The organism is Gorillibacterium sp. sgz306347 (assembly GCF_059735245.1).
In genome coordinates, this window is record NZ_JCAPET010000013.1 from 97,941 (window position 1) to 110,525 (window position 12,585).

Consider the following 12,585-nt stretch of genomic DNA (forward strand, 5'->3'; position numbering starts at 1 on the left):
TTTTTTCTGGTCCGCAACCGTACTGTGTTTCGAACTGGTGAACAATCCTCATATTTGGCGAGAGCCTGAAAGCACAAGGGCCTGGCCAGCAGCGCGGTTCAACAAAGTAACCAATCCGTCAACCACAACAGCCACCAAGCGACAGGCCTCGGCTTCCTCAAACCTCCCCAAGTGACAGGTTCCGGCCCCCAAACTTCCCCAAACGACATCGCCAGTCCCCACCCAAATTCCCCAAACAACAAGCTTCAGTCCCAACAACTTGCCCAAACAACAAGCTTCAGTCCCCAACAACTTGCCCAAACGGCAAGAAAAAAAACGACCTCCCCCCTATGAAACGGAGTGAGGTCGTCTTCCTATACTTTGCGAGTTAAAGCGGGCCCTTCTTGATTGCTTCTATTCGCTTTTCGCCGTCTCTTCCGCGATCATCGTCGTGAACAGGGCATGGACGAACTGCTCGGAGTCGAATTCCTGCATATCGTCCATTTTCTCGCCGAGGCCGACGAATTTGACCGGGATGTCCAGCTCCTGACGGATTGCGATGACGATTCCGCCTTTTGCGGTACCGTCCAGCTTGGTCAGAATCAGACCGGTGACGCCGGTTTTTTCGCCAAACAGCTTCGCCTGGGTCAAAGCGTTCTGCCCGGTGGTCGAATCCAGCACCAGCAGCACCTCATGGGGAGCGTCCGGAATCTCGCGCTTGATGACGCGGTAGATTTTGTTCAGCTCTTCCATCAGGTTGACTTTGTTTTGCAGACGTCCGGCCGTGTCGCAGAGCAGAATGTCCGCGCCGCGGTTTTTCGCCGCCTGGATCGCGTCGTACATAACCGCCGCCGGGTCGGAACCGGCCTGCTGGCGGATGACATCAACACCGACCCGCTGGCCCCATACCTCCAGCTGCTCGATTGCGCCGGCGCGGAACGTGTCGCCTGCGGCCAGCAGCACCTTTTTGCCTTCCTGCTTAAAGCGGTGCGCCAGCTTGCCTATGCTGGTCGTTTTGCCGACCCCGTTTACACCGACGAACAAAATGACCGTCGTGCCGCTGGAGGCCATGTTCAGCCCCGCATCCGCGTCGGATTTCAGGAGCGCGGTCAGCTTTTCGGACAGCAGCGGCTTCAGCTCCGCCGGGTCTTCGATCTTCCGCTTTTTCACTTCCGTCCGCAGCTCGTCGATCAGCTTCAGCACCGTATTGACGCCGACGTCGGCTCCAATCAGGATTTCTTCCAGCTCCTCGTAAAAATCCTCGTCGATTTTCTTGCGGCGGGAAAACAAGTCTTCCATCCGCCCGACAAACAAATCGCGCGTTTTGGACAAGCCTTCCTTGAACTTATTGGTAACCGCTTCGGTCTTTCCGGAGATGCTCTCCTTCAGCCTGCGAAAAAAACTCATCCCGTTTCCTCCCTTTCCGTTAACTGACGGCCCGCTGCCGCGAACCCCGCCGCGCACCTCCGGCAAGCGGCAAGCCCGCCGCAGCGTCTCTTCCGCGTTCTCGTCGTGATCGAAAGTAAACCTTACGCAGAAATAACCGCTTCCTGCTCGTCCAGCCGCACGGACACCAGCTTGGACACGCCGCCTTCCTCCATCGTGACGCCGTACAGCACGTCGGCTTCCTCCATGGTTCCTTTGCGGTGCGTCACCACGATAAATTGCGTCGTATCGGAAAACTCGCGCAGGTATTCGGCGAAACGCGTGACGTTGGCTTCGTCCAGCGCCGCTTCCACCTCGTCCAGGACGCAGAACGGCACCGGCTTGATCCGCAGAATGGCGAACAGCAGGGCGATAGCCGTGAGCGCCCGTTCACCGCCGGACAAGAGCTGCAGGTTTTGCAGCTTTTTGCCGGGAGGCTGGGCGACAATCTCGATGCCCGTATCAAGCGCCCGGTCCGGCTCCGACAAAATCAGATCGGCCCGGCCGCCGCCGAACAGCTTCGCAAAAACCACGATAAACTGCTCGCGGATGGCCTGGAAGGTCGTATGGAACAGCTTGGACATTTCGTCCTCCATCTCCCGGATCACCTGGTACAGCGTCGCCTTCGCTTCCATCAGGTCGGCCTTCTGCCCGCTTAAAAACTCAAAGCGCTCGCTGACCCGGGCATACTCTTCGATAGCGCCCAAATTGACCTCGCCCAGCGCCGAGATGGACCGCCGCAGCTCCTTCACGCGCTGCTGGGTGCCGGCCACGTCCTCGGGAACCGGGTACCTGGCTTTGGCCAGCTCGTAGCTGAGCTCGTATTCCTCGGACAGCTTTTTGAGCAGGTTGTCCAGCTCGACGTCCAGGCGGTTCACCTGAACCTCCGTTTTGTGCAGGTCGTCCTCCACCTGCTTCAGCTCGTTGCGCTGCTCGCGGGTTTCATTCTCCCGCTCCTCCAGCTCCGCCATCCAGCGGGCCCGTTCGGAGCGTTTGAATTCCGTCTGCTCCGTGTACTCCTGCTTGCGGATGCGCAGATGGTTGAGCTGTTCGGTCTGCATGAGCGTTTCCTGCTCGTTTAATGCTTTTTCCTGCTCCACCTGCTGCAGCTGGCGGCGCGCCTGCTCCAGCTCGGTCTGGCGGGCGGCCAGCTCGGCCTGCATGCGGCGAAGCTGGTCGGCGAGCGACTGCTTCTCCTGAGCCGCCGACGCTGCCTTGATCTTCAGGTCGGTCAGCTGCGTCTGCATCTCTTCCTTGGCCGACTCGCCCGCCTTGCGCGTAAGCTCGGCCTCGCGGATGGCGCCCCGCAGCTCTTCCTCCCGCTCGGCGCCGACCTCCAGCGTTTCCTCCGCGGCCGCTTTGCGCTCCTCCAGGCTGTCCAGCTCACGCTGCAGCTCGCCCTTGTCCTGCAGCTGCAGGGACAGGCTGTCCTCCGCGCTCCGCGCCTCCTTCTCAAGCGGGTTCAGCTCGGCCGTGGCCTGCTCCAGCTCGATCCGCTTCGCTTCCCCGTCGCGGCGCAGCTCCTCCATCCGCTCCGACGCCGCGCCCAGCTCTTCCTTGAGCTTCCGGACGCGGATCTGAAGATCGGTCAGCTGCCGCTTCGTCGAGGTTACCTCGTTCTCGATCTCGTCGATCTGCCGCTGGCGGCCGAGCAGACTGGCCGTCTTCTTGTGCTGGCTGCCGCCCGTCATCGAACCGCCTGGATTGACGACGTCGCCCTCCAGTGTGACGATCCGGTACCGGTACTGGCAGCGGGCCGCGATATGGTTGGCGTCCTCCAGCGTGCGGGCGATGATGACATGCCCAAGGAGGCTGTAAACAATTTGCCGGTATTCTTCCTCGTAGTCGACCAGTTCGGCCGCCACGCCCACAAAACCGCTGTGATCCTTCACCGCCCGCAGCTCCGCTTCGCCGACCCAGCGGCCGCGGATAACGTCAAGCGGCAAAAAGGTGGCCCGGCCCAGCTGGCGCTGCTTGAGGAAAGCGATCGCGGCCCGGCCGTCGGCTTCGGAGTCCACGACGATGTTTTGCAGCGCGCCGCCGAGCGCGGTTTCCATCGCCAGTTCTACATTCGCGGGCACCTTGACGATCTCGGCGACCGCCCCGTGAATCCCTTTCAGCCCGCCGGGCCGGTCCTTGGCTTTCAGCACTTCCTTGACGCCGTGCTGGAAGCCATCGTAGTCGTTGTGCATTTCCCGCATCGTATCGCGGCGGGAAACGAGGGAATCGAGCCGCTGCTCCCACTTGCGGAGCGCGGCGGCGGCTTCCTCCTGCAGCTTTTGCCGGTTCTGCAGGCTGCCCGAAAGCTCCGCGTACTCCGCGCGGATCCGCTCCAGCTCCGCCGCCGCCTGATCGCGCTGCGCGGTCAGCTCCTCGCGGCGGCCGGCCAGACGGCGACGCTCCACCGCCCATTTGGCGGTTTCCTCGTCCAGCCGCTCCAGCCGGCGGCGCAGCCCTTCCGACTGCTGATCGGCGTACCGGATTTCGCTGCGCGCGTGCGCCATTTCGTTCATGACGTTCAGGAGCTCGCCCTTCAGCTTTTCCTCCGCGTCGCCACTGAGGCCACCGGCCACTCCCAGAAGCCGTTCTTCCTCGGCTCTTACCGCGGCCTCGTATTCCTTCAGCCGCCGCGACAGCTCGTCCAGCTTCCCGCGGTGCTCCGCAAGCTCCTTCTCCTGCTCCGCAAGCCGTTCCGTTTGCAGCCCGATGGAACGGACCATGGATTCCCGGTTCGCTTCAAGATGCCGGCTGCGCTCCTTCAGCACTTCACCCTGGCCTTCGCTTTTCTCGGCATCCTCGCTAACCGTCAGCAAAAGACCGTGCAGGCGTTCCAGCTCCTCGTCGAGCCGGCGCGTCTCCCAGCGGTGCTTCTCCAGCTGCGCGTCATGGCGGCCCACCTCGGCGGAGAGCTCCAGCTGACGGGTTTTGAGCGCCGCCACCCGTTCGCCCGCCTGCGTCCACTGCTGGTGGATCTGCTCGATCTGATGCACGTACATGCAGATTTCGTTTGCCTTCAGCTCTTCCTTCAGTTCCTTGAAACGCCGCGCTTTCTCGGCCTGCTCGCGCAAGGGGCCGATCTGATCCTCCAGCTCGGTGACCAGGTCGTGAATCCGCAGCAGGTTCTGCTCGGTTTCCGCGAGCCGCTTCTCGGCTTCCTTTTTGCGCGATTTATATTTGACGATCCCCGAGGCCTCTTCAAAAATACCCCGGCGGTCCTCCGATTTTGTGCTGAGGATTTCCTCGATTCGCCCTTGGCCGATGATGGAGTAGGCTTCCTTGCCGATTCCCGTGTCCATAAAAAGCTCCGTAATGTCCTTCAGCCGGCAGGGCTGCTTGTTGATCAGGTATTCGCTGTCGCCGCTGCGGTGCACGCGCCGCGTCACCGTCACCTCGCTGAAGCCGAGCGGCAGCGCCTGGTCCTCATTGTCCAGGGTCAGCGAAACTTCCCCGTAATTGACGGCCTTGCGCGCATCGCTGCCGGCAAAGATGATATCCTCCATCTTGCCTCCGCGCAGCGAACGGGCGCTTTGCTCGCCGAGCACCCAACGAATGCCGTCGGAGATATTGCTCTTGCCGCTCCCGTTGGGGCCGACGACCGCCGTAATGCCGCGGACGAATTCCAGTTCCGTCCGGTCGGCGAACGATTTGAAGCCCGCAAGCTCCAGCCGTTTCAAAAACATATTCTCACCTCTGACCCAAAATACACCGTTTATTGTATCACAACGCCCGGCCCTCAGCTATCGCCGGCTCCGGCAGCTTCGCGCGGAGGATCGCCGGACCGGCCCTTCACGCAGCAAACGCCGCTTCCCTTCCCCATCGGGAACGAAAGCGGCGTTTGCCGGGAAATCCGGAAGGCGCGGATGCGTTCCTTTCTCCTGCGGAACGCCCCGCGCGCCCTCCGGGCGGCTTGGCCAAAACACGGCTACTCGCCCTGCACATCCAGCTTGGCAAGCGCCTTGGAGGCGGCGTGCTGCTCCGCTTCCTTTTTGGAACGGCCCGCTCCCGTACCGAGCAGGGTGCCGTCCATGCACACTTCGGAAACAAATTCCTTCTCGTGCGCCGGTCCGCGCTCCTCCGCAATCCGGTATTCCAAGGTACCGAGCCCGTGCTGCTGGACGTATTCCTGCAGCCGGGTTTTGTAATCCGTGATCTGAGGTTTGCCGTCGGCCGTGATCTTGGGAAACATGCAGCTTTTCAGAAACTCCCGAACGGCGTCCAGCCCCTGATCCAGATACAGAGCGCCGACAAACGATTCGAACACGTCCGCGAGCAGAGCGGGCCGGGTGCGGCCGCCGGTCAGTTCTTCGCCTTTGCCCAACAGGACAAACTGCCCAAAGCCGAGGTTTTCGGCGAACGTGACAAGCGAAGGCTCGCATACAATCGAAGCCCGCAGCTTCGTCAGCTCGCCTTCCGTCCGGTTCGGATGCGCTTCGAACAAATATTCGGATACGGTCAGTTCCAGCACGGCATCGCCGAGAAACTCCAGCCGCTCGTTATCCTTCGCGCCCGCCGCCCGATTCTCGTTTACATAGGAGGAATGAGTAAAAGCCTGGCGGAGAATCGCGGGATTGCGAAACGAAATGCCGAGCGAATCCTGAAGCTGCTTTAAATCACGGTTCATGGGACTACGCCTCGTATTTTTTCATAATAATGGTTGCGTTATGGCCGCCAAAGCCAAACGAATTCGACATGACGTATTCCAGCTCCGCTTGCCGCGGCTCGTGGGGGACGTAATCCAGATCACAGCCTTCATCGGGATTGTCCAGGTTGATCGTCGGCGGAATCATACTGTTTTGCAGCGCCAGGGCGCAAATGATCGCTTCCACCCCGCCCGCCGCGCCGAGCAGATGCCCGGTCATCGACTTCGTGGAGCTGACGGCGACCTTATAGGCGGCTTCGCCGAAAGCGCTCTTGATCGCGTCGGTTTCGCCTTTGTCGCCCGCGCCCGTGGAAGTGCCATGCGCGTTGACGTAATCGATCGCCTCGGGTGGAATTCCCGCGTCCTTGATCGCCTTCTTCATGCAGCGCGCCGCGCCTTCGCCGCCCGGAGACGGGTCGGTCATGTGGTGCGCGTCGCCGCTCATGCCGTAACCGACAATCTCGGCGTAGATCCGGGCTCCGCGCTTAAGCGCGTGCTCCAGCTCCTCCAGAATCAGAACGCCGGCGCCTTCGCCCATGACGAACCCGTCGCGATCCTTGTCAAACGGACGGCTTGCCTTCTCGGGTTCCTCGTTGCGGGTCGACATCGCCCGCATGGAACAGAAGCCTGCAAGCCCCATCGGAGTGATCGTTGCTTCCGCTCCGCCGCAAATCATCGCGTCGGCTTCGCCGTACTTGATCAGTCGGTAGGAATCGCCGATGGAGTTCGTGCCCGTGGCGCAGGCGGTAACGGCGGTGCTGTTGGGGCCTTTCGCGCCGGTCAGGATCGAGACTTGTCCCGCGCTCATGTTGGCGATCATCATCGGAATGAAAAACGGGCTGACCCGCCTCGGTCCCTTCTCGATCAGGATGCGGTGCTGCTCTTCCCAGGTCGTCAGTCCGCCAATGCCGGAGCCGATGTAGACTCCGATTTCATGCGGGTCCACATTCTCGCCGATCTGCAGATCGGCATCCTTCAGCGCCATCTTGCTGGCCGCCGCCGCAAACTGCACGACGCGGTCCATCCGCCGAAGGTCCTTCTTGTCTATGTACTCTTCGGGGTTAAAATCCTTTATAGAAGCGGCGATCTTGGTCGTATAATCGCTTACATCGAAGCTCTCGATCAAGGAAACGCCGGATTTACCAGCCATTAGCGCTTTCCAGAAGGTGTCCAGGTCGCGGCCTTGGGCCGTCAGGACTCCCATTCCCGTCACAACCACTCGTCGTGCCATACACTCACCTCTATTGTAGTGGACTTTCCGCATGAGGAGAAGAAGTCCCGTCGGCATTGCAACGGGACTTGGAGGATTATCTCCTACGTATGAGATTGTATGTAATTCACTACTTCTCCCACCGTCGTAATCTTCTCTGCATCTTCGTCGGAAATCTCCATATCGAATTCGTCTTCCAATTCCATCACCAATTCCACGACATCGAGGGAATCAGCTCCCAAATCATCTTTGAAAGACGCTTCCAGGGTAACTTCAGATTCTTCCACCCCGAGGCGGTCGATAACGATGCGCTTTACGCGTTCTACTACATCGGACATCCGGTTCACCTCCTCCATGGTATTATACGAAAACCGCGGGCAAATTACCATAGGGTCCCGCAGCCCTGCTTTTTTCCGTCGGTTCGCACCGAAAAACCGCGCCATTCCGCCAAAAACGAAAGGTCATCCATCCTTGTCCGGACGGGCGTCGTCACATGTACATGCCGCCGTCCACATGCAGCGTTTGCCCCGTTACGTAAGCCGCCGCGTCGGAAGCCAGGAAACGGACGACGCCCGCGACATCCTCCGGCGCGCCGAGACGGGCGAGCGGAATTTGCCCGGTCAGCTTCGCTTTGGCGTCCTCCGGCAGCTTGTCCGTCATCTCCGTGACGATGTAGCCCGGCGCCACCGCGTTCACCGTAATGCCGCGCGAGGCAAGCTCTCGCGCCGCCGACTTGGTCAATCCGAACACGCCCGCCTTGGCGGCTGCGTAGTTCGCCTGTCCGGCGTTGCCGAGCGAGCCGACCACCGAGGAAATGTTGATGATCCGGCCGGCCCGCTGCTTCATCATCGGCCGGGTCGCGGCCTTGATTCCGTTAAAAACGCCCTTCAGGTTCGTGGCGATAACCTGGTCGAACTCCTCTTCCTTCATGCGCATGATCAGATTATCGCGGGTAATTCCGGCGTTGTTGACCAGAATGTCGATCCGCCCGAAGGCCGAAAGCGTCTGTTCGATCAGCCCTTCCACCTGCGCATAATCGGATACATCCGCTTTCACCGCAAGCGCGCGCCTTCCGGCGGCTTCGACAAGCGCCGCGGTTTCGGCGGCAGCGTCCGCGCTCCCCGAATAGTTGACGACCACGTCGGCTCCCGCTTCCGCAAGCCCGACCGCAATCGCCCGGCCGATACCGCGCGATGCGCCTGTTACCACCGCTATTTTGCCTGCCAGCATGCCGGTTTCCCTCCTTCTGTCCGCCGGATTAGCCGGCATAAGCTGCTATCGCTTCCATTCCGTTTACGCTCACAACGGCAATCGTCTTGTCCGTCTTGCGGATCAAGCCGGCCAAAACGGTTCCGGGGCCGATTTCGTACACCTGCTCCACGCCCTCCGCCGCGAGCCGGCGGACGGTGTCCTCCCACAGCACGGGAGAAACAACCTGCTCCGTCAGCAGCGAACGGATCCGCTCCGGATCGGTTACGGGCTCCGCCGTGACGTTTGCAATCACAGGTGTGGCGGCCGCGCCAAAGGAAAGCGGGGCCAGCACGTCCCGCAGGCCGTCGGCGGCGGGCTGCATGAGCGAGGAATGGAACGGGCCGCTAACCTCCAGCGGAATCACGCGCTTCGCTCCGATTTCCTTGCCGCGTTCCTGAACGGAAGCGACCGCCTCTTGTGCGCCCGAGACGACGATCTGCCCCGGGCAGTTCACGTTGGCCAGCTCCACCGGTCCGATGGACGGAGAGATTTCCGCGCACAGCGCGGCCAGCGCGACGCGTTCGGCGCCCAGCACCGCCGCCATCGCCCCCTGCCCGGCCGGAACCGCCGCTTCCATCAGCTCTCCGCGGCGGCGTACCGTGCGGACGGCATCCTCAAAGGATAAGACGCCCGCCGCTACCAGCGCGCTGTATTCGCCCAGGCTGTGCCCGGCGACAAAGTCCGCTTTCGCGCCTTTGGCCGCAAGGGCGGCGTAAAGCGCCACGCTTGCGGTCAGCAGCGCAGGCTGGGTATTATATGTCTTCTTCAGTTCTTCCTCGGGTCCCTCAAACACGAGCCCGGAAAGCGAAAAGCCCAGCGCCGCGTCGGCCCGTTCAAAAATCGCCCGGGCTTCCGGCGAAGTTTCATATGCATCCCGGGCCATGCCGACGGCCTGAGCCCCCTGCCCGGGAAAAACGAATGCTGTTTTGCCCATTCCGGTCCTCCCGCTTGATCCAAAGTCGGAACCGGCCCCAACCGGGCGGCCGGTTCCCGTGTAGTTTCCCGCAAAGGCTGCCATTCCCCGGCAGGACCGCCAAAGGGCGGAACGCTATGCCGCGGGAACCGCACCGCCCCGCTACCAAACGAGGACCGAAGCCCCCCATGTCAATCCGGCGCCAAAGCCGACCATAACAATCCGGTCGCCTTCTTTCAGCCGTCCTTCCTCCGCGGCCTCCGCGAGCGCCATCGGAATCGACGCCGCGCCCACGTTGCCATACCGGTCCAGGTTGACCATGCATTTCTCCTCCGGCACGTTCAGCCGGTTCAGGGCCGACTGGATGATCCGGATGTTCGCCTGGTGCGGCACGAGAAGATCGATGTCGGCTTTTTCCATGCCCGCCTTGCGCAAAGCTTCTTCGGCCGCGCTGCCCATGATCCGGACGGCGAACTTGAACACCTCCGCGCCCGCCATGTACAGGTAATGCAGCTTTTGCTCGATGCTGGCCGGCGTCGCCGGGCAGCGGGAGCCGCCCGCATGCAGCTTCAGAAGCTCCCCGCCCGAGCCGTCCGAGCCGAGCTCGAAGGAACGGAACCCGCGGCCCTCCGGCACTGCTCCGATCACCACGGCACCCGCGCCGTCCCCAAAAAGCACGCAGGTGTTGCGGTCGGTGTAATCGGTAATCTTGGAGAGCACCTCGGCCCCCACGATCAGCGCGTATTTATAAGTCCCGAGGGCGATAAAGTTCGCCGCGTTGGCCAGGCCGTAGATAAAGCCCGTGCAGGCGGCGGATAAATCGAAGGCTGCCGCTTTTTTTGCACCGAGCTTATCCTGAAGCACCGAAGCCGTGGACGGGAACGCCATATCCGGCGTTACCGTCGCGACAATGATCAGGTCGATGTCTTCCGCACGGATTCCCGCGTTAGCGATCGCCCGCTTGGACGCCTCGAAACTCAAATCGGACGCCGCTTGCTCGGCGGATGCGATTCTGCGTTCCCGCATGCCCGTGCGCGTCCGAATCCATTCGTCGTTGGTATCCACCATTTTTTCTAAATCGAAATTTGTTAATACCCGCTCGGGCACGTATTTTCCGGTGCCCAATACCCCTACCGGGATGAGTTCCATTGCTTTCACTCCGCTTCCTTGCCGATTTCCTCCGAAATGGACTCCACAAGCCGGCCGGCCACCGCCGTGCGGGCTTGGCGGACGGCGTTCATGATCGCGGTCGCGTCCGACGAGCCGTGGCTTTTCAGAATCAGTCCGTTCAGCCCCAGCATCGGCGCTCCGCCGTGCTCGTGATAATCGAGTTTTTTCCGGAATTCCTTGATCCCCGGCGCCAAGGCGGCCGCAGCCAGCTTGGTCGCGAACGATCGGGTGAATTCATGCTTCAGCATTTTGAAAATGGCCCCCGCCGTGCCTTCCAGCGATTTCAGCAAAATATTGCCGGCAAAGCCGTCGCAAACAAGCACGTCGCATTCGCCGCTCAGCACGTCACGCGCTTCCACGTTGCCGACAAAATGGATCGGGGCGGCTTTGAGCAGCGGGTAGGCGGCCTTCGTCAGCTCATTCCCTTTGGTTTCCTCGGTTCCGACATTCAGGAGCCCGACGCGCGGCTGGTCGATGCCGTCCACCTTCGAGCGGTAGATGCTGCCCATGATCGCGTACTGGAGCAAATTGTCCGGCGTGGCGTCCATGTTGGCCCCAAGGTCCAACGCCAGCGTGCCGACGCCGTCCATGGTCGGAATCATCGGGGCGAGCGCCGGCCGGTCGATGCCTTTTACGCGCCCGACAACCAGAAGGCCGGCCGCCATCAGCGCACCTGTATTGCCGGCGGAAATCATCGCGTCGGCTTCCTTCTCGCGGACGAGTCTCGCCGCCACGACCATCGAGGAATCCTTTTTGCCCCGGACGGCCTTGACGGGTTCGTCGTTCGACGCGATGACTTCGCCAGCCTGGTGCAGCGTCAGATTGGACGGTTTGTCGCGCAGCAGCGCTTCCATCCGGGATACCTTGCCGACCAGGACGATCTCCGTGTCCGGCCATTCGCGGGCGGCTTTGACGGCCCCCTCCACCACAGCGTCGGGCGCAAGGTCTCCGCCCATCGCATCGATTGCGATCCGCATGCGATCAACTCCCTTTCCCAGCGTTCTTGGAGTGATAAATGATAAATTGCCCCTGGAATACGACCTCCTGACCGACGGAGGTCACAATGTCCACCTTTGCGTTGCCTCTCGAGTTGCGCCGGATGGCCGCTTTGGCCAGGCATTTCTCGCCGAGCCGGACCGGCCGGACAAACCGGATGTCCGCCGCCGCGGTAAGCGCGATCTCGTCGTTGATCACCGCGATGGCAAGCGAGTTCGCTTGCGCGAAAATATGATGCCCCCGGGCGATGCCCGTGCGGGAAAACACATGCTCCTCCCGGATTTCGAGAAGGGAGATCCCGCTTTTGTCCAGTTGAAGATCGATGACTTCCCCGATGACTTCCTCGGGCGAAAGGGAACGAACCTGATCGAAGGAGCGCTCGGCCATCGCCTTCACCCGCTCCCTCAGCTCGGGAATGCCGAGCTCGAGGCGGTCGAGACGGACCGTCTGGATGCTGACTCCGTACCGGCGGGTCAAATCCTCGTCGGTTACGAACGGATTCTCCTCAATGTAGAGGGCGAGCTGCCTCTGCCGCTCGCGCTTGGGCAGTCGGTCGATATCCGCCACCCGCTTTCATTGATTTTAATACCAGGTACTAAACAGAAGTATATAGAAAAGGCGGGCAAAAGGGAAGCGCGAACATTTCCCGACAGCGTCAGCGCCTGCGAAGGCGCCGCAGGAGCGGGTTTCGGGCGGGGCAGCTGCGAAGCAAGCCGGACGCCCCGCGGGGCAGCGGCGAGGCAAGCCGGACGCCAGGCGGGGCAGCGGCGAAGCAAGCCGGACGCCAGGCGGGGCAGCGGCGAGGCAGGCGGGACGCCAGGCGGGGCAGCCGCGAAGCAAGCCGGACGCCAGGCGGGCAGCGGCGAGGCAGGCGGGACGCCCGGCCGGGGCGGCGGCAATGCGGCGGGACGCCGGCCGGGCAGCGGCGGAGCAAGCCGGACGCCCGGCGGGGCAGCCGCGAAGCAAGCCGGACGCAAGGCGGGGCAGCGGCGGAGCAAGCCG

Annotated in this window: 10 protein-coding genes and 1 pseudogene; 1 reads left to right on the forward strand and 10 read right to left on the reverse strand. The window is 61.9% G+C overall.

Annotation, left to right across the window (positions count from 1 at the left end):
* Positions 1–393 precede the first annotated feature (393 nt).
* From ftsY to fapR, 10 genes are all read right to left on the reverse strand, one after another.
* Positions 394–1,386 carry a signal recognition particle-docking protein FtsY gene (gene ftsY / locus AC6I6H_RS09595; RefSeq protein WP_497953536.1) on the reverse strand — a complete coding sequence of 331 codons (993 nt, stop codon included), beginning with the start codon at positions 1,384–1,386 and terminating at the stop codon, positions 394–396.
* A gap of 122 nt (positions 1,387–1,508) precedes the next feature.
* Positions 1,509–5,084 (reverse strand): chromosome segregation protein SMC, encoded by a 3,576-nt coding sequence (smc, locus tag AC6I6H_RS09600; protein WP_497953537.1) that lies wholly within the window; start codon positions 5,082–5,084, stop codon positions 1,509–1,511.
* Positions 5,085–5,326: 242 nt separating this feature from the next.
* A complete protein-coding gene (gene rnc / locus AC6I6H_RS09605; RefSeq protein WP_497953538.1) occupies positions 5,327–6,025 on the reverse strand; it encodes a ribonuclease III in 699 nt (232 codons plus the stop codon).
* A 4-nt stretch (positions 6,026–6,029) separates the two neighbouring features.
* Positions 6,030–7,274, reverse strand: coding sequence for a beta-ketoacyl-ACP synthase II (gene fabF, locus AC6I6H_RS09610; RefSeq protein ID WP_497953539.1), 1,245 nt, complete (start codon positions 7,272–7,274; stop codon positions 6,030–6,032).
* An 83-nt stretch (positions 7,275–7,357) separates the two neighbouring features.
* Positions 7,358–7,591: an acyl carrier protein gene (acpP, locus tag AC6I6H_RS09615; protein WP_497953540.1), complete on the reverse strand. Its 234-nt coding sequence runs from the start codon at positions 7,589–7,591 to the stop codon at positions 7,358–7,360.
* Positions 7,592–7,742: 151 nt separating this feature from the next.
* Entirely contained in the window at positions 7,743–8,483 is a 741-nt protein-coding gene (gene fabG, locus AC6I6H_RS09620; RefSeq protein ID WP_497953541.1) for a 3-oxoacyl-[acyl-carrier-protein] reductase, read from the reverse strand.
* Between the two features lie 28 nt (positions 8,484–8,511).
* Positions 8,512–9,438 (reverse strand): ACP S-malonyltransferase, encoded by a 927-nt coding sequence (gene fabD, locus AC6I6H_RS09625; protein ID WP_497953542.1) that lies wholly within the window; start codon positions 9,436–9,438, stop codon positions 8,512–8,514.
* Positions 9,439–9,579: 141 nt separating this feature from the next.
* Positions 9,580–10,566: a beta-ketoacyl-ACP synthase III gene (locus AC6I6H_RS09630; protein ID WP_497953543.1), complete on the reverse strand. Its 987-nt coding sequence runs from the start codon at positions 10,564–10,566 to the stop codon at positions 9,580–9,582.
* A gap of 5 nt (positions 10,567–10,571) precedes the next feature.
* A complete protein-coding gene (plsX, locus tag AC6I6H_RS09635) occupies positions 10,572–11,564 on the reverse strand; it encodes a phosphate acyltransferase PlsX (RefSeq protein WP_497953544.1) in 993 nt (330 codons plus the stop codon).
* Between the two features lie 4 nt (positions 11,565–11,568).
* A complete protein-coding gene (gene fapR / locus AC6I6H_RS09640) occupies positions 11,569–12,150 on the reverse strand; it encodes a transcription factor FapR (RefSeq protein ID WP_497953545.1) in 582 nt (193 codons plus the stop codon).
* Positions 12,151–12,159: 9 nt separating this feature from the next.
* On the opposite strand from fapR, the pseudogene AC6I6H_RS09645 reads away from it, so the two are divergent.
* Positions 12,160–12,585 (forward strand): annotated as a pseudogene (locus AC6I6H_RS09645) (hypothetical protein); the annotation flags it as partial.